The sequence below is a fragment of the Campylobacteraceae bacterium genome (assembly GCA_013215945.1).
Classification (GTDB): domain Bacteria; phylum Campylobacterota; class Campylobacteria; order Campylobacterales; family Arcobacteraceae; genus NORP36.
This window is the reverse complement of sequence record JABSOM010000002.1, coordinates 82,236-103,381: the sequence shown is the minus strand read 5'-3', so window position 1 is coordinate 103,381 and position 21,146 is coordinate 82,236. Positions and strand designations below refer to the sequence as shown.

The 21,146-nt window shown below is 27.4% G+C and carries 15 protein-coding genes; 5 read left to right on the top strand and 10 right to left on the bottom strand.

Annotated elements, in window-relative coordinates:
* Nucleotides 1-19 precede the first annotated feature (19 nt).
* The 3 genes from HRT41_02485 to HRT41_02475 form a co-directional block, all read right to left on the bottom strand.
* On the bottom strand, nucleotides 20-532 hold the full coding sequence (locus HRT41_02485; GenBank protein NQY22873.1) for an NAD(P)H-dependent oxidoreductase: 513 nt from the start codon (nucleotides 530-532) through the stop codon (nucleotides 20-22).
* Between the two features lie 186 nt (nucleotides 533-718).
* Complete coding sequence (locus tag HRT41_02480) at nucleotides 719-2,194, bottom strand: DUF2779 domain-containing protein (GenBank protein NQY22872.1); 1,476 nt, start codon at nucleotides 2,192-2,194, stop codon at nucleotides 719-721.
* Nucleotides 2,195-2,379: 185 nt separating this feature from the next.
* Nucleotides 2,380-3,615, bottom strand: a complete 1,236-nt coding sequence (locus tag HRT41_02475) for an ADP-ribosylglycohydrolase family protein (GenBank protein NQY22871.1) — start codon at nucleotides 3,613-3,615, stop codon at nucleotides 2,380-2,382.
* Between the two features lie 337 nt (nucleotides 3,616-3,952).
* On the opposite strand from HRT41_02475, the gene HRT41_02470 reads away from it, so the two are divergent.
* From HRT41_02470 to HRT41_02460, 3 genes are all read left to right on the top strand, one after another.
* The gene (locus tag HRT41_02470; protein NQY22870.1) at nucleotides 3,953-4,495 is read left to right on the top strand and encodes a DUF2975 domain-containing protein; all 543 of its coding nucleotides are present in this window, start codon (nucleotides 3,953-3,955) and stop codon (nucleotides 4,493-4,495) included.
* Between the two features lie 11 nt (nucleotides 4,496-4,506).
* Nucleotides 4,507-4,716 carry a helix-turn-helix transcriptional regulator gene (locus HRT41_02465; protein NQY22869.1) on the top strand — a complete coding sequence of 70 codons (210 nt, stop codon included), beginning with the start codon at nucleotides 4,507-4,509 and terminating at the stop codon, nucleotides 4,714-4,716.
* A 723-nt stretch (nucleotides 4,717-5,439) separates the two neighbouring features.
* A complete protein-coding gene (locus HRT41_02460; GenBank protein NQY22868.1) occupies nucleotides 5,440-6,222 on the top strand; it encodes an ABC transporter substrate-binding protein in 783 nt (260 codons plus the stop codon).
* A 6-nt stretch (nucleotides 6,223-6,228) separates the two neighbouring features.
* On the opposite strand, the gene HRT41_02455 is transcribed toward HRT41_02460, so the two are convergent.
* From HRT41_02455 to HRT41_02425, 7 genes are all read right to left on the bottom strand, one after another.
* The gene (locus HRT41_02455) at nucleotides 6,229-6,582 is read right to left on the bottom strand and encodes a hypothetical protein (protein ID NQY22867.1); all 354 of its coding nucleotides are present in this window, start codon (nucleotides 6,580-6,582) and stop codon (nucleotides 6,229-6,231) included.
* A 772-nt stretch (nucleotides 6,583-7,354) separates the two neighbouring features.
* Nucleotides 7,355-8,212, bottom strand: coding sequence for a hypothetical protein (locus tag HRT41_02450; protein ID NQY22866.1), 858 nt, complete (start codon nucleotides 8,210-8,212; stop codon nucleotides 7,355-7,357).
* Nucleotides 8,205-13,094 (bottom strand): ATP-binding protein, encoded by a 4,890-nt coding sequence (locus tag HRT41_02445; GenBank protein NQY22865.1) that lies wholly within the window; start codon nucleotides 13,092-13,094, stop codon nucleotides 8,205-8,207. The genes HRT41_02450 and HRT41_02445 overlap by 8 nt, the downstream gene beginning before the upstream one ends.
* Before the next feature lie 185 nt (nucleotides 13,095-13,279).
* Nucleotides 13,280-13,636, bottom strand: coding sequence for a hypothetical protein (locus HRT41_02440; protein NQY22864.1), 357 nt, complete (start codon nucleotides 13,634-13,636; stop codon nucleotides 13,280-13,282).
* 295 nt (nucleotides 13,637-13,931) lie between these two features.
* Nucleotides 13,932-14,552 carry a hypothetical protein gene (locus HRT41_02435; GenBank protein NQY22863.1) on the bottom strand — a complete coding sequence of 207 codons (621 nt, stop codon included), beginning with the start codon at nucleotides 14,550-14,552 and terminating at the stop codon, nucleotides 13,932-13,934.
* Nucleotides 14,549-16,492, bottom strand: coding sequence for an ATP-binding protein (locus HRT41_02430; protein ID NQY22862.1), 1,944 nt, complete (start codon nucleotides 16,490-16,492; stop codon nucleotides 14,549-14,551). The genes HRT41_02435 and HRT41_02430 overlap by 4 nt, the downstream gene beginning before the upstream one ends.
* The gene (locus HRT41_02425) at nucleotides 16,492-17,667 is read right to left on the bottom strand and encodes an SIR2 family protein (protein ID NQY22861.1); all 1,176 of its coding nucleotides are present in this window, start codon (nucleotides 17,665-17,667) and stop codon (nucleotides 16,492-16,494) included. The genes HRT41_02430 and HRT41_02425 overlap by 1 nt, the downstream gene beginning before the upstream one ends.
* Before the next feature lie 530 nt (nucleotides 17,668-18,197).
* Between HRT41_02425 and HRT41_02420 the strand changes: the two genes are divergently transcribed.
* Together HRT41_02420 and HRT41_02415 are read left to right on the top strand one after the other, a co-directional pair.
* Nucleotides 18,198-18,728, top strand: coding sequence for a histidine phosphatase family protein (locus HRT41_02420; GenBank protein ID NQY22860.1), 531 nt, complete (start codon nucleotides 18,198-18,200; stop codon nucleotides 18,726-18,728).
* Between the two features lie 703 nt (nucleotides 18,729-19,431).
* Entirely contained in the window at nucleotides 19,432-21,135 is a 1,704-nt protein-coding gene (locus HRT41_02415; protein NQY22859.1) for a hypothetical protein, read from the top strand.
* Nucleotides 21,136-21,146 lie beyond the last annotated feature (11 nt).

Below are 21,146 nucleotides of genomic sequence, written 5' to 3'. Positions count from 1 at the left end.
TGCTCTTATACTAAAAGAATTATACTATATATTCTTTTAGTAAGTTAGTAATTTGTCTAAAATCTTTTTTTCCAAATTTTTCATAAACAGTCCCATAAATCAAACAAGGATCAAGTTCTTTCATTCCTAACATCTTTGCTGTATAAGAATAGGCATTTAAACACTCTTTTACACTTAGTCTGTCTTTTCCACTAAAAGACTCTTCTTTTGAGCCAATAGTCACTAATAAGCGAAATTCTTTTTCTTTTAAATGCAAGGCTTGAAAAGTACCATCTTCAATCTTATATGCAAAATCATAATCAAATACTAAATCCACATACTGTTTTAAAATAGCAGGACTTGAGTACCACTGCATAGGAAACTGAAAAACTATTCGTGATGCTTTCATTAGATCTTCTTGTTCTTTTTTAACATCTATTTTAAAATTAGGATATAAAGAACTTAAATCTTTGTATATTACATTCTTAGCCCCCTCTAACTCTTCTTTTATATATTTATTAAATGTTGAACCTTCTATATTTGGGTGAGCCATAATGACAAGTGTTGTGTGTGAAATGATATATCCTTTTTTTAGAAGTATATATAAAATGAAAAAAAATAAATTGGAAAAAAAAGACAATTTCGCAATTATATAAGCATGTATTATTTAATTTTTACTGCTCTTTTTTCTCCTAATTCATATTCACTCTAAAAAATAAGATCCAAACTATTTTTCCTATTAAATTTTCTTTAATTTATTAAGTATCTTTACCATTGCCAAAGTATCTAATTCACAATACTTTAAAAGATTCTTTCTTATTCTTTTTTTATCTACCTCAGCTTGTTTAGATAAATTTGCATAAACATTCATGGCTTGACTTCCATTTTGTACACCCTCGAGTTTTTTATAAGATTCTTGCATTTTTTTATCAAGAGCGGGAAGAACATACTTTATTGAGTAAGAACCTTTCATTTCTGGTTTTACGTAATATTTTTTTAAAAAAGGGAACATTAGGTCTTTCATGTTTTCATTGATTGCTAAAAGGTGGGAACTTTTCTTTGGAAAGTTTGAAGCTAGTTTTTTTATTACACCTTGCTCAAAACTCATATTATAGGCAAGCACTGTTACATCAGAAGGAATGTCTTTACACAGCTTTTTGCTTAGTTCTTTTCTTGGATCAATTCCATCAAGAGCTAAAAATTCTTTATGCTCAATACTTCCATCTTCTTGTTCTATATGAAGTGAGTATTGAAAAGGTATTTGCATAAAAGCAGATATACCTTGCCATTGAGGAATGGCTTGTTGAAAGGTCTCAAAATCAAGATGATAGATTGGATACGTAAGCGTATTTAAAAACTCTTGTATTTTTTCTTTGTTTATATAGGTTTCTTTTGTTTTATAGTTTTGTACGGCTTGTTTTTGAGCAGAAGTCATATCAAAGTCTTCTGGGATATCTTCTACGTTTATAATGCCCTCATCATATAACTCTATTTGTTTTTTACTTCCTAGATTAAAGATATTAAAAATTGAATACACAGGTATTTGCCTTTGTTTTGTCCAACAATACTCTGTGGCATCACAAGGATATGGATTTTTACAGTGTTTTCCTATATCAATATTGGGTTCGTTTATTTTATCATCTAAGTACAACTTGAAGTTTATTAAAACAGCTGGAATATCTTTTTGTAAATCTTCTACTTCTTTACTAATATTAACCACAGTAAAAAATTTATACAAATCTAAATAATCACCTCTTATATAAGAACTATTAATATGTACTAGGTTTGAGCTTAGAACATTAAAACCAAGTTTCTTTAAGACATAAGTTTGAATAGAAGTATCATGAATATAAATGTCTTTTATATGACTTGAACTTTTAACTTCATATATATGAACGCCCTCTTCTTTAACTACAAGAATATCTACTAATACTAAAATACCCTCATAAACGAAAGTAGCTTCATAGATATTGCGCACACCTTGTTCTATATACTCTTTTGTTGTATTTACCATAGATGAGAAGTCTTTAGAATAAACAACTTTTTTTCCCTTAGGAAAAAGTTTGCAGGCTAATTCTCCTACTTCATTCCCTCTCTCAAATATAGCAAGCGAAGCTTCCAAAGGAGGTGTTAATATTTCTTTTTTATACTTCTTTAACCAAAGTGCTTTTACACATTGTATTCCTTTAGTATATAGGGATTTAGATAATTTCATTTATAAATTTTCCTTTACTATAATTTGTATTATCTTCGCGCTACTTATTTAAGTAAAACACCATTCCCCTAAGGTCTTATTATTTATTTTAACTAATCTGCGTCACAGTTTGCGTCACAAAAACAAAAGTATTTACAATTTCTAATGAAAAGAAGATTATTTATTTTAATTAAGAGTTATCCTTTTTATTTAATAGTATTTACAAAATCATTTATTTCACTCTTTATAGTCTCATAAGAACTAAGTCCTTCTTTTAAATCTTGAGGTATTTCATCGTTTGCAGCACCTACTAACATACCTAATAAGATACCTCTATGCACATTATCCCCACCAGCATTAGCATTGGCTAAAATACACGCTCTAAAATCAAATTTATTTTTATACAAAAGATAAGACAAAACAGGAAGAGAGTGTTCTGTATAACAGCCCGTAGTAAACACTTTTCCTAAAATCTCATCTTCGCTATACGTAGCAAGTAAAAAGTCTAAATCAAGAGTATCATCAGAAAACTCTGTATGGATTTTCCACATTTCATCCTGTGGAATATTTCCTGGTCCCATATGTTTTGCATACGTTTTTGAAAGAGCAGCACCTTTTATTTTGATAAGTTGAACCTTAGAGGCATGCTCTTTTAAAGTAAGCATTGGGTCTTTTTTCTGTAAAAGTGCGTGAAATAAAGGTACAAGATAGCCTAAAGCAGAACTTACATTATCAGACCTATGGGTAATTTGTTGATGTTGCAACGCTACTCCTAAAGCTTGAAAAACAGACGTGGAAGTAAGGGAAAGTAAAAGCGGACGAATGGCACCCCCGCTTGAACCTATAGACCAAACATTTCTTTGTTCTTGGGCACAAGCATGAGCAGGTACACCATTTGTATAGTTATGAAACCAAGATCTGATATAGATTTCTGAATACGGATCTTTATTAAGAGCAGGCGTAGTCATATACTTTGTGAATTCATTTATAAAATGTTCTTGATTGTATTCTTTGGTTTTAATTACGGAGCGCATAAGTACACGCATAAGATTTGCGCCAAGGGTATTATCGCCTTTTTTTAAACCATGATGGTAATGATACCTTTCCTCTAAGTTAGGCATTGCATTGGCATGTTCCCCTGAATGAACACGTAGTTTTATATCTGCATGATTGTAGTTGGTATTATAAAAACGAAGATGTTGATGAAGAATGTCATAAGGACGCCCAAGTTCTTTGGCTTTTGTGATATTTGGGAAATAGCCTCCTCCCACCATAAAAGATTCAGGATGAGGATGGGGCGCATCATTATAACCCGTGATAGCTCCATCAAAACCTTCTTTAATATACTCTCTTTTATAATACCAGTGTGCTGGCATAGACATAGCATCAGAAATAAAAATTCCCCAAAGTGCATTTTTTAATCGTTGTTTATCTAAAGACATAATATTTCCTTTATTATTTTGTGAATAATCAAAATACTTAATACAAAAGAGTTTCTCTTAAATTAGTCTTAGTATTAATAGTTTAAAACGTATCATTATAATACTCCTTATAAGTTTCATTGTACTAATATTTTGATACCCCTGTGGAAAACCAGCGTTAGTATACTTACTTAATTAAGTGAGTAAATAGATATACAGTTCTATGAATTTCCAATTAAAATAAAAATCATGAATTATTGATATTCAATATTAACTTATCGCAAAACGATAAGTTAATATTGACAAATGATAATAAATTATGTAGAATGCATTTATATTTATTTCTTAGGAGCATTTTATGAACAACATTTCAAAAATAAAAAAGGTTAGCAAGTTATTTGAAATATTAATAACTGGGCTTATTGTCGTTATGCCAATATATTTTAGTTTCTACTGGCTGTATATAAATTCTTTTTCTCAATCCTTCTTACTTGATAATTCAATTCCAATATCAATAATGGATGCACCTTTATCCCTAACACTGCAAATAATAGGATTTGTATCAAGTTTACTTCCTTTGGGTGCTCTTCTTTACGGTTTATATAATACAAAGAAAATATTTTCGCTGTATATACTTGGAAATATTTTCTCAAATGAACATGTTACACTTTTTAAAAAAATTGCAAAAGCTTTCGCTTTCTGGGTTTTATTTTCAGTAATACATGAATCAGTAAAAAGTGTCGTATTCTCATGGAACAATGCAATTGGAAGCAGACATGTTGATATTACATTTGGTTCTTTTGAAATCGGAATAATTGCTATGAGTGTTCTTTTTTTGGTCATTTCGTGGATTATGGATGAGGGTAGAACTATCACTGAAGAAAATAAATTGACTGTTTGATTGGAGATAATATGGCAATAATAATAAACTTAGACGTGATGTTGGCAAAAAGAAAAATGAAATCCATTGAGTTGGCTAAACTCATTGGAATAACTGAGCAAAACTTGTCTATTTTAAAAAACCAAAAAGCTAAAGCTTTGCGTTTAACTACATTAGACGCAATATGTAAACATCTTGATTGTCAGCCTGGAGATATAATTGAATACTCGGCAGAACAATAGGATTAAAAAATAACCCCAATTGTAAATTACATTTTAAGATGGGGTTATTATGTAGTTTATATTAGTTTTTTTGGCAGTTATAGAATCTTATACCTATAAAACTTTTAACTAATTGGAATAAGACCCCCTAAACTGATAATACTAACCTACTGCTTCCCCTACTATACAAAAATATAAGAGCTCCTGAAAGCTCGCGCATTCGTTCTTTTTCTTTCTTGATTGCAAGAAAGAAACAAAGAAGCAACTGACGGTTGTTGAAGGCTTTCAGCTTCCCTCTCTTATTATTTTGTGTTTCTGCCTTGCAAAACTCATTAAAACGTGCATTAAAGCACCTTTCTTAACATTCAAACAGTTTCAGGCTGTTTCGAAACAAAAAATAAACGCTCGGCTTCAACAAAGTCAGAACCACGCTCCACGTTTTACTAATCATATTTTTCTTTTTTTGTAGATTAAGAGGATAAAAGTATAAAAAGTAGTTTTTGAGTTAGATTTTATTTCATAAGGATCTTGCCCTGACTTTGAGAAAGCTAAAGAATTTAGTATCCTGTCCACATTTATCTTTGAAAAGTATTCAAATATTTAACAGTATTCTTACGTAATTAGACAAATAGAGTAAACCCTATGTTATTTTGAGAAGGGGTAGACTTACAGAACAAAAGTTGGATATTATAATAGTAGAAGATTTTCTGAAGCAGTTAGTATAAATCAAATTTAGGAAATAACTTGAAAAAAGAAATAATGATACTAAAAAAATATATTAAATTGGTAATATTTATATTATTTACATCAAATATTCTATATGCACAACAAATTGATAAAATACTATTTATGACAGAAAACTATCCTCCTTATAACTTTAAAAGCAATAATAAGATGGAAGGTATTGCAGTTGAATTATTACTTGAAATGTTAAAAAAAGTGAATGCGAAACAAACACGTAAAGATATTGTATTAATTCCTTGGCAAAGAGGATATCACTATACATTAACTAAAAATAACCATGCTTTATTCTCAACAACAAGAACTAAAGAAAGAGAAAAATTATTCAAATGGGTAGGCCCTATTTCAAAAACAAGCATTGGCTTAATTGCAAAAAAATCAAAAAAAATCAAAATCAAAAACATTTCTCAAATAAGTAAATATTCTGTAGGAGTTGTAAGAGAAGATATTGGAGAGCAGCTCATTTTTAAATTAGATATACAACCAAAGTATGTTCGAAGTATTGGAGGATCCGATGCAAGTAATAAACTAATCTTGATGTTACAAAGAAACAGATTTGACTTGTTAGCTTACGAAATAAATGTAATAAAATGGGCAATGAAGAAAAACAATTTTATCTTAAGTAACTATGAAAACATTTATACTTTAAAAGATGCAGAACTATATTATGCTTTTCATAAAGATACTCCTGATGAAACAATTAAACTTTTACAGTCAGCATTAAATTCAATCAAAAAAGAAGGCTTGTTCAAAAAAATACATAGTCAAGATAAATATACACGTTAAATCTTTTTATTTTTTACTAAGATGAAAGCCATTTTGATGAGGGCAAGAATAAACATTTAATAAAACACCACTGCTTTTAAATAAAATATCTGCTCTTTTTTGTGCTTTATAGTTAGAAACATATAACTGTTTTAATCCTCCCTTACTATCTGTACAATAGCTACACTCAACACTAAGTGTATGTCTACTTTTAGGAGATAAATGCCACATCTTGCACTTTTCGCATAAATAAGGAAGTAAACTATGTCCATAACGCTTTTTTGCATATTTTGCTGAAGATAAAGCTTCCTCTTTTAAGCTAAAAAAACTTAAAGGTTTTTTATCATGATTAGAAAAACAAGTTTCACTTTTTACATTCATATTTACTCTTTTTTTTACTTTGTTTTTTAAATTATATCAATTTTTCAAACATAAAGGTGACTGTCCACTTTTATTCTCTGGATTTGAGAAAGCTAAGGAAATATAAGAGCTCATGAAAGCTAGCGCATTCGTTCTTTACTTTTCTTTATTGAAAGAAACGTAACAAAAGAAGCAACTGCCAAGTTGTTGAAAGCAAAGCTACCTTCCTTTATTGTTTTCTTCTTTCTGCTCTGCAAAACTCGTTAAAATATGCTAAAGAGCATATTTCTTTACACTCAAGCAGTTTCGAGCTGTTTCGAAAGAAAAAAACAAACACTCTGTTTCAACAAAGGCAGAATCTCCGCTCCACATTTTACTAATAATTGATTTTTTCTGTTTAAGATATATAAAAGAATAGAGATGAAATATAAAGTAAAATAATTTTTCATTAGGCTCTTTCCCTGACTTTGAAAAAGCTAAATCTTTTTATTTTTTAGCGGAAAAAGGTGAAAACTGTTTGAACGTCAGAAATGTGCTCTTTAGCACGTTTTAGTGAGTTTTTGAACCTAGCTAACAAATAAAAATATTTAGGTACCCGAAGGGCTTTATCAATGTGTCAGTTGCTTTCTTGTTTCTTCTTTTCAAGAAAAGAAGATGCCGGAATGTAATGACTAAATTCTGCTTGCAGACAAAAGAAAAACGCAAAGGTTACTTTGTATGAGCTCATATTTATCTTATTCCAAAGTAAAGGTGCATGTCCCCGTTATTTTAATTAGGGTCAAACCCTTATTTCTTATAATTTCATAACTACATATTTTAAGTTTGGAATTAATGCTTTTAATAAATTAAGATAATCGCGTCTTAATAACAATTCACAACCTTCTAATTTAGCAATATTATTATCTAAATTTGTAAATGAAGCTGAATTATTTAAAAAATTTTCTTTCCAATATCCAAATTTTAGTACAACTTCACCTCTATTATTTAGTGCTCTAAGACCATTGTTATAATTATCCAATATAAGACCTAAATGTTCTAATTTAATACTATCTATCCAAATAAGATATTTGCTTTCAATTGAATTAAACTTTTTACAAAATCCAATTATTCTTCTTTCGGTTCCATAATAAAAAGCATCCAACCAAATTAAAGAAGAAGGTAAATATTCAAAGAATGGGTTTTCTTTCTCAAGTGGAGTTATTCCCTCAAATACAATGTGCTGTTGTCTATTTTCTCCAAAATCATTGACTACTAATTCATGCTCAAATTTAGCGATTCTAACATACTCACCCACTTCTGTGAAATCAACTTCTATATTATTTCCTAATTTACTAGGACGTAAAAAAGAAGGTCTTTGAATTAGTGAATTTTTTGTTGCAATTAAAGATTTTAAATCTTGTTTTAATATAATGTCTAATTCTATTTGATCTTTATATTTTAAATATATAAATTTATTAGCCTCTTCAAATATTATATTTTCTAAGTTAATATTTGGAGAACTAATACTATGTATTCTATTCCAAAATAAATTGAATATATCTTTTTTTGCATCAATTTTATTTTGAATATTTTCTTTCATTTCATATACATCAATACTTTTATTATCTAAACTTATAATATAATCATTTGTATCAATTATTTCATCATACATTCTCTAACTCTTTTAGTAGAAGATTTAAATTATTCTGCAAATACATATTTTCTATATCTCTAATATTCATTATATCATTACGTAATATCTTTAAAAAAGCACTATGAATATTTATATTTATAATTAATATTTCTAAAACACCTGATACCGATAACTGAGAAAAATATTCTAAATTATTAAAAAACCACTTTAATGGTTTTATTAGTAAGTTGTTATTATAAGAAATTAAATAATTAAGAGCATATAGAATATCTTCTTGATTTGACTTAGAATAGTTTTTTAATTTAACTAATAATAATACAATTGACTGCTCATCTATACTCATATATTGAAGATATGAACACTCGAAAACCTTATTATGAACTTCCTTAATATTTAATACTCTAGACTTTATAAAAGAAAAACCTTGCTTATACATATTCATAATCTGTTCGCTCTCAATGTTTGCTTCTTTAAATGCTATTATAAGATTTGAAGTGCTTTGACTATTATAGTAAATTTTACTAAATTTTTGATGTAATTCTTTTGATAAATACTTTAGTGATTGCTCTTTGTTTATACGAATAGCATCACAAAAAGATTGCTTGTTAATAAAGTTTTCAAACCACTCATCTTGGGAATAAACAAAAATTTTAATTAATAATAAAACTTTTATTTTCTTTTTACAGTTAAAACCTAATACTAATTCTCTTAGGTTCTCATAATATTTTTTTACTCCAACAAGTCTTTTTTGAATTATTGAAGTTAAAAGACGTTCTACATCATCTTTTTTTATTTCATTAATATATATTCTTAAAAAAAGCAATTCTCTATTTGTTATTTTTTCTTTTTTATTAAAATATTTAATTAGCTGTTCTATTGTTAGACATGAAGATAATTCATCAATATTAAATTGCTCATTTATATTATTTATAAGTGTATTAGTAAAAATTGAATAACAATTTCTTTCTTTTTCTTTAAAATTAATTGCTTTAGAAACATTTAAATTATTTTTTAAAACATTTAGATTATTTTTGATTTTAATATTTTCTATTAATGAGTTCATATTAAGAAGATATATTAAAGATTGTTTGGATAATTCTTTATCAATATCTTTTATTAAATAAATTGAATTAGCAAAACTTTTAATATAATTTTCATCAGCTTCTTTATTTGACACTTTATGAAGAAAAAGTAAAACTATTGGATTAATATTTTTTACAGAAGTGACAAAATTTGTAAACATATGCTCATGTTTCCAGTAATATTCATCTTCTAACAGTTTATTAGTCAAAAAACAAATAGCTTTTGTTCTATCAACTAGTAAAAGTTGATCAAACCATCCAATATACAACCACCTAATCCCTTTCCCATTTTCACTATTTGATTCAATAGTTAAATTTAATGCTAAAAGTTCTTTTATGTATTTTTCTGTTTTTATCTTGTTTATATCAGAAATAGCACTAAGTGGATTAATTATTTCATATAAAGTAGTATCTTTTCTGAATGTATATGCTGTTATATAAGAAATTCCTTTCTTAAATAGATTTTTTGCTTTTTTATCCTCTCCATTGTGGCTATATAATAATGCTAAACTAAAAGAAGATTCAATTAAAAAACTATAGCCATCACTTTTTTTCAAATTTTCATCTAATATACTTTCATATTCTCTAATTAGATATTTTCTATTCTCATTCGATTCATAATCATTTAACATTCCAATATAAAAGAAATACTCTAGTTTATAAGATGAATCTTTCAAAAAGTTAATTATTTCAATTACTTCATTCCAACTATTTTTAATATATTTAAGCATTCTAAAAATTGATTTTTGAATTATACTTCTATGTTCATGGTGTAAATTAGTACAATTTGTAAAACATTTTAACATTCTAAAATTATTAAGAAGTTGCTCTTCAAACTCATCATCTTTATGCATATTGCCTAAAGATAGTTCAGACTCCAAAATATAAACATTTATTGTAAATTTTAGCCAAGCAAGAGAAAAATCATATGTGTCCAAAGAATTACTAAGTTTCTTTAATTCTTCTATATTATAATTTGCATGCTCTTCTAATAAATTTAAAAAAGTATTTAATTCATTTTTATTTATATACTTACCTTCATAAAATATTTCATAATTTAATTTGCACGGCATTTTACTAGGTTTTCTATATACTAAAAATAATTTAGAAGAATTGATGTTTTTAAGTTTTTTTATATACTTACCTTCATAAAATATTTTATAATTTAAATTAGACCTCATTTTACTAGATTTTTTATGTACTAAGAGTAATTCTGTAGAAGCAATATTTTCCAAAATATTGTTTATTCTATAAAGTAATTCATCTTTATCATTAACCTCAACCGAATCAATAAAATCTATGACTTTGCTGATACCAAATTTATAATAAAGCTCTTCAATTACAATTTTCAAATAATTAAAATGCTTCTCTTGTACTAAAAAATATTTTTTTACTTTTATCCATGAATCAAATTTATTGGTATTTAGAAGTAGACAGATACGATATTTATAAGTATCTAATCTAGCATTATTTTTTAGAAATACTTTTAGTATTCTCCAATCAAGAGACATTCCATTTTTATATAAATAATAAAATGCTTTTGCCGTATCTTCATCATTAAAGACTTTTTTACCTTCAAAAAAGAGCATATCATATGCTTTTTGCGTACCATATAATGATATAATTAAATTAAAATATTTTTTAAAATTTTGCAAAAACTCATCATAATTTTCAGATAAAGATGAATTAATCGTTCTATTTAATTCACTTATAAAAATAAATAGACTCCAATCTTTTGTTTGGCTTGCTATATAAGAAAACTTATCATAATTATTTTTAATCAATTCTTTGGAATACCCATTAAGTAAACTTTTTGATAAAAAATCTATCTTTGCATATTTTTTTACTTTATTAAATTTCTTAGATTTTATATAATATTTAAATAAATAATGATAAGACTTGGTAAATTTATAAAAGCCCTTATTTTCTAACCATTTTGCAATATCTAAATAAATTGTATTTAAGTGATCACTAGATTCAAGTTTTTCCATATTGAATCGCCGGAAACTATCGTGATAAAGTCGTATCCCACCTCTAGAATTATTTTCAGAGATTAATGGAGATAAAATTTTCAAGTTGTTTTCTAGATGTCCTTTGTAATAAACGAGTTCTTTCAATTCTTGTATATTAACACTAAATTCTAAACATGACAATACTTCAGATGTATTATTATCTTGGATCTGATTCGTTAAATAATCGTAGTATCCACTTAAATTAAACTTATGAGATGGAAAGTCATCAATTATTGAAGAATTAACAGTTTTATTGCAAAGTACTTTTAAAATATAAGTTGTATAAAGTACATTTCCTTCACTTTTTTCAAGTATTTTTTCTGATAATAATTTAGAATTCACAGTCTCATTTTCCAAAGAATATTTTTTCATTAATTTTTCAGTATCATCTTTATCCCATTTTGGAATTATATATTCACTAAAGCCATAACTTTCTTTTAAAACTTCAATTTCCGTAATTCGTTGAGTTCCCAATACAATAAAGATATTATTTGGTAAGTTTATTCTTGATATAAAATCTATAATTCTCGTCTTCTCCAAAGATAGTTGTTTAGATTTTTTTAGTATTCTATCAATATGATCTAATCCATCAATAACAATTATTAACTCGTCTCTAACATGTGAAAGTAGAAAATTTAATTCCCCTAAATTTGATATATAATTATTTTTATATTTTTGTAAAGAAGGTATTCTATTTAATAAATCACTAATTAAATTTCCAAAAAAAACATCGGACTCAATTCTTTTATCCGCTAATTCATCTTCAACACTAGTATGACAATAATGACGAATTACATATTTAGAATTCGTCATTAAATAGTTTATAAAATTTGTTAAAAACCAAGATTTACCACTTCCAGGATCACCTATAAGTAACATAGAACGATTTGATACTAATTCTTCATAAAAAGATTTAAAAATATTATTACTTTTAATATTTTTTGATTCATCTATTTCAAATTTTTGTTCAATGCTACCAAAATCTGTTATTACCTCAAGTTTTTGTAATAAAACATTTACATTTATTTTATTACCTTTTAATTTATTTATTGTGTATGCTAATGTATTTAGAAAATCATTAATTGTCCTATTCTCATTTGGATAAAATCCTATTCCTAACTTGTTCGCTTGCTCAATTAATATTTTTTCTAAATTATTTGGATAGTCAAAATCTAAACTAGCTTTAGGAAATTCTAATTCAATAATTAAATCATCACAAAAATTAGAAAAATCTTCTCTATTTATATTATAATCATTAATGAACTTTCTAAGATTAACCCAATTTGAGGAAGGTAAAGAATTAAATTCCCAAAGCTTATCAATATCAATTTTATATCTCGTAGTTATAAAACTATTAAAAGAAGATTTTTCTCTCGTTGATTTTAAAACAGATATAATATCTACATCAATAGGCTTATTCCAAGCTAAACAAAGCCTAAATTCTTCTGTATTATTTTTTAATTCTAGCCATGTTCGGTAAAGCTCATAAAGTCCTAAACCTTTTTTATCATTAGCAAAATCACTTTTAATAAAATTTCTATTATTATCTTCATTACTATATTTTATTTGCATTCTTTTAGTGAATGATTCATTAAATATCACAAAATCATCGAACCTATCAGGAACACTCTTTTCTTTAAACTTACCAGATTTATCTTTTTCTACTGACACATATCGTCCAACAGTATGTTTTTTATCAATAGAATAAATTGATTTTCTATTTCCATCTAGAATATCATTTAATATGAAATAACTTATCAACAAATCTTGATATGTATATCCATCATGTGCTGAATTTAAACCCAAATAATTCCTTTAATATATTTATTTTAATTACTATTGACAAAAAGAGGAACTTTTTAAATATTTTATCTATTTTTTACTAAATCTCAACAAAACTAGTGCCATTTTTAAATTGCGAAGAGAAAAGTGCAAAAGTTACTTTCTTTGAGCTCTTTAATATCGTGTGCATAGAATTCTTAAGTAAATTTCTATTTTGTTTTACTGTGGTAAAAATATAAATATACTAAACCTAGAGGAGCAATAGCTATTCCAAAAAACCAACAAATACTCATCGTTAGTAATTTAACTATACTTCCAAATATTACATTAACGAAGAAGATATTATCTCCTAAAATAAACTCAATAATACTTTCATATACAAATCTAGAGTACGGGTATAATATTGCATTAACCACAAAGAAAATAATCGTGTAAAAGTCTAATGTTTTATTACCATTAAATGATAAATAAATCACCAATGAGAATAACACCAGACTAAAAAACAATTGCCTAAAATAATATCTTTTAGATAATCCTCCAAAAGTTTTACTTAAAATATCTTGCATATTAATTCCCTTATAAATATTTTTTTTACTTTTTATGACAATCAAAAAGGTACTTTGGATGAGCTCTTTTTTGTCTTATTTTAAATTAAAGGTGACTGTCCTCATTTATTTAGTTTAAATTAAAGGTGCCTGTCCCCATTTATTTCATTTATTCTTAGTTTAAATTAAAGGTGCCTGTCCCCATTTATTCTGTCCCCATTTATTCAAATAATTTGGTATCGTGTCCCCGGAATTCGGTAAAATCCCTAAATGCTTACTAATTAGTACCTGACACCTTTTCAAATTCTTTCTATTTTTACATAACACCCATATCTTCAGAAAATGCTTTTTCCAATATGGAATATTTTAGCTTTATTTCAGACTCCTCAACTTTAATGTTAGTAAATCTCTTTTTTTCATCTTCTCTCAAGGCTCCATACTTTTCAATTTCTGCTTTTATTTTTGCATCCTCTCTATTTCCATTATTTGTTGAAAACACCGATAATATAAAGTTTCTATATGCTGTGAAAACTTCTTTGCTCCAGAAAGGCTTACTTTTATGCATGATTTTACTAACATTTCTTTTAGAATCAATAATATCTTTTGGACTTTTAACCTTCCAATTTCCCACTCTAATTAAATATGTGTAGATATCATTTAATTCATCCGCAACCTCAGAATAATACTCCACTCTTTTATCAATAACCTTTGTTTTTAGCAGGATTGTATGTTCAAATTTTTTGTTCATCTTAAAAATATAATAACCAATAAAAGCAGTAATAATTGGAATTAAAAAACTTGAATAAACTTGAAGTGATTTTAACTGAGTTTCATTAAATGAAGCGATGTTTAATAGTCCGATTCCCCAAGTCATTAACAGTATTAGAAATAATGATGAAAGGAAGAATAAACCGAACATAAAAATATTTTTAATCATAACTCATCATCCGAGTTTAAAAACCATTCTTTTGCAATCTTACAATTCTTACTATTAGGTTCGGGGTTAGCAGGATGTACTGTAATATGTAAAGGCATTGATACACAGTTGCCAAAAACTAATGCTTCACCAGGTAGAGATTGCTTAATTTTATTTGTAAAATCTTCTGAAAAATATGGTAAAACTGCATTTATATATCGCATATCTACTTCGTTTTGTATTCTATGAATAATAAAATTAGAACATTGGGAAAGAACTGTTTCCGAGAGTTCAGATGGTCTCTGAGATGAAATAATTAAATAAAGTGAATATTTACGCCCTTCTCTTGCGATTCTTTCAAATATATTTTCTTTTAGTAGATATTTAGAATCTTTTTTTATATACCTATGCGCTTCATCTAAGATTAAATGAATAGGCTTTTTTCTTCTATTGTCATTTTCTAATTCTTTTCTTTCTGAAAAAATAAGTCGAGAAACAACACTCGTTAGAGTTTCCAAAATATCAATTCCTAATTCACTTGTATCAATAATAATTAATTGAGTATTAAATATATTTTTATCTAAGCCCCAAAGATTATCTAGATATGTTTTTAAATTAATAACTCCTGCTGGTTGATTTCTCATAAAGTTACAATCTGAATTTTCAAGAAAATAATCAAGCCTTGTTAACATAGTTGCGGTATAACCCCTAATTTGCTTATTACCTCTTGCATCCTCTTCGAGTAAGGTCATTTCTGCAGATATTTTTAAAAATCTATAATCAAAGAATTCTCCTTCTTTAATTCTTTCATTGGTAACAACCTGAACTTCTTGAAAATTAACTTTCTTTGTTATTTTTTTTAATTCATTAATTAATAGTCCATTATTACTTCCAAAATTAATTGTACAGTTTGATTGAAGAATACTAATATCATTAAGTAGTCCCTCCTCTTTACATTTTTCTAACAATTTAGAATCACTATTAATAATATTTTGTATATTTGAAATCACTGCACCAGCAGTTGTAATTCTTGAAGTATCAGTATCAGCTTGAGATAAAACACTATTTAATAATGAACAAAGCTTGTATCTTAAATAATTAATAAATTTTTTAGACTCTTCTCCTTGTGATGTTGATATTTTGTAAAATCTGTATGATTCCTGCAGTACCTTACTCCAAAAAGGTCTTTGAGTTGCATCAGTAGCTAATAAAAAAGCACTCCATTCATCTAGAGATAATAAAAAGTGGGGCATATAAAAAGTATCAAAATCATTTTCCTCACTTTTTTTTATATTTGGCTTATAATATTTTATTGTTAGATTTTTATTTAAATCTTTTGGGAATGCTGTTTTATATTCACCATTAACATCAAATATAATGAAACGAGAACCAACTGCAGAATTATCTTTTTTATGATATATGCTTTGCATTATATGTGCAATAGTATTTGATTTTCCACTTCCTGAATTTCCTAAAATTGCAGAATGAATATTAAAAAATGCATCAATTCCAATATCAATTGGATAATTAATTAAATTTTTACTAGTACCTAATGAAAAAGTTTTATGAATTTTTGTTGGCTTACTAGAAGCAACAGTATTTAAAATAATCTTCATATCATCATTTCTAACAATATTTACATCACTATATAAACTAGGATATATACCAACACCTAAAGAAAATTTACTTTCCGTATTAATTGTACCTATTGGTTTTAACATAAGTTCTCTATGTCCATCAACATTAAATGCTTTGTGCTCATTATACAAATCAGAATCAAATATTGAAACAACTTCACAAATAATAACTTCACCTACTGCATTAATAGTTTTTAAGTAACTACCTATATTTCCAAAATAGTAAACATCACCATTTAAATTAACAGAGCCACCACTAATTTCTGAAAATATCTTTACTTTAAATTGATTGAAATTGATTGATATGATTTTTCCGACTTTCATTATGATTCTTTAATTTTAGAAGATTCTACTTCTGATAATTTATCAATAAAGTCTTTTAGAACATTTTTTTCTTTATCTTCATTTAAATTTGGAATTAAGTGATTTACAATATATTCAAAGTAATGAATTGTATCTTTCCCAATTTTTCCAAAGATTTTATATATTCTTTTATCATCTATTTTACAAATTGATTTATCAGAATAATCACCAAAAATTACAATCGAAATAGATGAATTTGAAGATAATGCTTGATAAATAATATTATTTAAATGTTCATCGCTAAAGCTATATCCAACTATGAATAGAACGCTATGAGGAAGTAATAATTTTTTTTGAAGTTCTCTTATTAAATCAGAATATGGTGCACCAAGACTTATGTTCTGTTTTAAAGGATTTGGATATATTAAGACACCATCTTTAGGACGACTATCTGTATTCGCAATATTTATTTCTTGTATATTAAAAAGAGAATTTTCTTCTTTTTCAATCCAATTAATTGAGCCATGAAGTTTATATAAATAAATCATGTTATCTAATGATTCAAATTTTTCAATACTTGATTCAATTTTTCTTGAATATGTGTATCCAAACCTCGCAGGATTAAAAAAACGTTTTAATCCTCCACCAAAACCATTATTGTAATTTATATTAAGATTATCTAATGACCTTTCATTAAATAAATCGTTATTGGTAGTAAAAATATTAACTCTACTTAAATCTTTATTTCTAAATGTTACTTTTTGATAAAAGCTTTTATACAATTCGAAATTATTTTTTTTTGATTCAACATCAATATTTATTTCTTTAAATATTTGATTCTCAATAACTTCAATTAATGAATTAGTAAAAGTAATATCTTTCCCCACACCTAATATCGCTGCTCTTCTAGAGTATAATACACCTAGCATTTTTTCTAAGTTTTCATCATTATTAGATTTCAATTCTTGAAAAAGTACTAGCATTTCATTTTCTAAATTATTTTCAATCTTTCTTACCATTTCTTTCATTGTAGGAATAGAACCTGAACTTACACCAGCACCAAATAAAAAGTTTATATTTTTTATATTAGATAAATCAGCTATTTTTTGTTTTATTTGTTTTAATCCTAATTCATTATCTTGGATTAAATTATCAGTTCCTTGGAAAAAACTTATTGTTAAATCTTTTTCGTTCATAGTACTCCTTATATCTTCTTAATTATCTCAACATAAATTGAGATATCTCCTATTCGTAATTCCTTAACCTGCAGCGAAGTTCTAATTTTCATGAAATTACACATATCATCTTACTTGAGCGTTATGAAGTACTAAATAGTATTCTTTGACCACATAGGCTAATCATTCCCAAACATACATCAAAAAAAGAAAATTTATTGATATTTTTTAATACTAGAAGAGTTTCACTAATCTTTTCATGTTTTATTATAATAAAACACAAACCCTATTCCCTTATCCAAAATCAATATTACTATTAAAAAATAACATTTCAATAACAATAAAATCACTTTATTAAATAATTTATCTGTATTTATTCGTCTTTATAAACAATAATAACAAAAAGGTGTCACAGTTTGCGTCACAGTTTTTGTAAATTTCAAAATTAATAATATTTCTTTATTATTGATAATAGTTATCATTTATAAGATTATTTGTGTTATTATCCTTGGGAATAAAATAAACTATTAAAATTAAAAAGGAATTAGAAGATGAAAAATAAAAGAAATATATTTTCACTTATTGCTGTATTTGCTTTAAGTGTATTCTTTGTAAGTTGTTCAGAAAAACAAAGCACATCTGTGATGACACAAACAACATCTGGAACAATTTATTTTGTACGACATGCACAAAAAGAAAAAGGGGGAGATGACCCAAGCTTAACTATGGAAGGGAATAAAAGAGCGCAAGAACTTGCTGTATATTTAAAAGACTTAGGAATAGAAGCAGTATATGCTACACAATCTTTAAGAGCAAATAATACTGCACAACCTATGGCAGCTAGTATTAATACAGAAGTATTAATATATGATAAAAAGAATACGCAAGCGTTGATGGAAGTTTTATTAAAAAGAGGTGGAAATCATCTTGTTGTTGGACATTGGGATACGGCTAATAATGCCTATAAGTATTTTGGAGAAGATGCTTCGTATGATACGCAAAAAGCAAATGACAGCAATAATATTTTGAAACTTTCTTATAAAGAAAATAAGGTTGTTGAAGCCGTTTTGCTTCCGTATTAAAAGTATAGGCATCTACTTTTTTTAAAGTAGATGTCAAAAATAAGAGCTCGTGAAAGCTAGCGCATTCGTTTTTTTTCTTCTTTTCTTGAAAAGAAGAAACAAGAAAGCAACTGCCACGTTGTTGAAAGCAAAGCTACCTTCCCTTATTGTTTTCTTCTTTCTGCCCTGCAAAACTCGTTAAAATATGCTAAAGAGCATATTTCTTCACACTCAAACAGTTTCGGGCTGTTTCGAAAGAAAAAACAAACACTCTGTTTCAACAAAGGCAGAATCTCCGCTCCACATTTTACTAATAATGTTTTCTCTTGAAATATAAAACTATAAGAAAGAAATAAATCTAATAAATAACTACATTCCCAACGGCTCTTTCCCTGACTTTGAGAAAGCTAAATCTTTTTATTTTTTAGCGGAAAAAGGATATGACTGTTTGAGCGTAAGCAATGTGCTCTTTAGCACATTGTAGTGAGTTTCATATCCTAGCTAAGAAATAAAAATATTTAGGAACCCGAAGGGCTTTATCAACTCGTCAGTTGCTTCTTTTTGTTTCTTTTTCTGACAATTAAGAAAAAGAAAAAAGCGCAAAGGTCACTTTGTATGAGCTCTTAAATTACAAATAATTTAGTATCTAAAAATATTTACTAACAAGAATATTACATCTTTGTTACATTAAAAGGATAGAGTCCTTGCAATAAAAAGGATTACAATGAATAATCTCCAAACAAACAACTTAGTACTAAAAATCTTAGCTGTGATAATCATCTTGCAAGTCATTTTCTTTAATAATGTTCTTGCTAACTCTTCTCCAAAATCAGAACCTACACGCTGTGTTTACCCAGGTTCATTAGGGGGAACTACCCTTTATAATAACAGTTATGTAGCTCTTAAATCTGATCCTAAAACTCCCATAGAACAGTGTCAATATGGTTCAAGTTGTAGACAAGATAAAAGATTAGATAATGGAAAAGCACAATGTATTCGCTCAAGTACTAATGTAAAAAGTCCTTATTACAACTATGCTTGTGGTACCTATACAGAGCACATTCTTTTTCAAACAAAACTTGAAGTCGATTGTCGTTGTCGAGTAACTGGTACGGGACATAGGTATTTAAATCCTAAGGATAAAAACGTTGATCCAGAAGAAGGAATCATTAACTGCTCTAACCCAAACAAACAAATGAAAACAAGGTGGCCTGTAAAATATGGGAAAGGACCTAAATTTGATGCTTGGAAAAAACAAAAAGGTGGAACAAGATGGACAGGTGGAATTTTTCGTCCCAAAACACGTGAATTTTTTTCAGTCATTAAATGGACCAATCCAAACTATCAAAGTACGGGAACTATTGTTGCATGGAATATAGATACAAAAAACAGACGAGTGGTCTCAGGGCTTTATCCCGATAAGCGTCGTGGAATGAAAGAATATGGTTCAGGATACTTATCCGATGGACTAAGAAAAAATCATAAAAAACAACCCCTAACGGGTGCATCTATTATGAAATGGGGTAATGATGGTATGATTTACCTTTTAGCAGGGGGTTCTGGTGAATCTACAGGTAAACGAACAGAAATAATTAGAATCGACCCAGATACAGGTGCTCGTTCGCTCGTTTGGAAAGCAAAAAATAAAAAGTTTTCTCCAAAAGCAGATGAAAAATATGGTCAGTGTTACAGACCCAATGGAAAGTATCCAAAACAAAGTAGTGTAGAAATCATGGCTTTAGCTTTTGCTATGGGGCCAAAAAATGAATTTTATCTTTCCATGCATGATATACGAGCAGGTGATGCTATCTTAAAAATAAGTGCAGATGCTAAAACGTGTACACCATTGTCTGTTTGGGGTAATGCTAAAGGGCATAATCCTGGTGGAAAACAAAAATCTGCATCCGCATATAAACATATTGGAAAAGGTAAATTTATACAGTTTCCCGTCAAAGGTATGCTCTATCATGTTGATGAAGAATATGGACCTATGATTTTAGGGGTATCTAAAGGAGATATGTATTCTTTCGTAATCGAAGATGGTTTTCGTTCCTTAGAAACTTTTGAAAATGGAACATATAGTGGGATGGGTTATACAAGAATGGTTTATATGGAAAAAGATGGTCGTGGTTTTGTAATGGCTACGGGGAATAATGCAGGAGCACATGCAATAGTTGAATTAGGAGTTGGTAGACGAGAACCTATAACTTCTGATACAAAAGATTTTGATGACCCTATTTTCAAATCTGTTTATGGGGTTAGAAGAAGTGTTAATATGAATGGTGCCCTTGGAAATGCAAACAAAATTAATATGGGAGGAATGATGATTGATCCTGAAAATCCCGATATTGCTTACGGTGTTTTAACGCATGGAGCGTTAGTACAATTAGAGCTTTCAACCTTCAACAGTATGATTTGGTCCTATTAATTATTACTACT

Excerpts from the sequence above, each read along its gene's own strand:
- HRT41_02480 (NQY22872.1), bottom strand. The coding sequence starts at position 2,194 with ATGAAATTATCTAAATCCCTATATACTAAAGGAATACAATGTGTAAAA.
- HRT41_02450 (NQY22866.1), bottom strand. The coding sequence starts at position 8,212 with ATGTATGATGAAATAATTGATACAAATGATTATATTATAAGTTTAGAT.
- HRT41_02415 (NQY22859.1), top strand. The coding sequence starts at position 19,432 with ATGAATAATCTCCAAACAAACAACTTAGTACTAAAAATCTTAGCTGTG.
- HRT41_02485 (NQY22873.1), bottom strand. The coding sequence starts at position 532 with ATGGCTCACCCAAATATAGAAGGTTCAACATTTAATAAATATATAAAA.
- HRT41_02470 (NQY22870.1), top strand. The coding sequence starts at position 3,953 with ATGAACAACATTTCAAAAATAAAAAAGGTTAGCAAGTTATTTGAAATA.
- HRT41_02420 (NQY22860.1), top strand. The coding sequence starts at position 18,198 with ATGAAAAATAAAAGAAATATATTTTCACTTATTGCTGTATTTGCTTTA.
- HRT41_02465 (NQY22869.1), top strand. The coding sequence starts at position 4,507 with ATGGCAATAATAATAAACTTAGACGTGATGTTGGCAAAAAGAAAAATG.
- HRT41_02425 (NQY22861.1), bottom strand. The coding sequence starts at position 17,667 with ATGAACGAAAAAGATTTAACAATAAGTTTTTTCCAAGGAACTGATAAT.
- HRT41_02430 (NQY22862.1), bottom strand. The coding sequence starts at position 16,492 with ATGAAAGTCGGAAAAATCATATCAATCAATTTCAATCAATTTAAAGTA.
- HRT41_02435 (NQY22863.1), bottom strand. The coding sequence starts at position 14,552 with ATGATTAAAAATATTTTTATGTTCGGTTTATTCTTCCTTTCATCATTA.
- HRT41_02475 (NQY22871.1), bottom strand. The coding sequence starts at position 3,615 with ATGTCTTTAGATAAACAACGATTAAAAAATGCACTTTGGGGAATTTTT.
- HRT41_02440 (NQY22864.1), bottom strand. The coding sequence starts at position 13,636 with ATGCAAGATATTTTAAGTAAAACTTTTGGAGGATTATCTAAAAGATAT.
- HRT41_02455 (NQY22867.1), bottom strand. The coding sequence starts at position 6,582 with ATGAATGTAAAAAGTGAAACTTGTTTTTCTAATCATGATAAAAAACCT.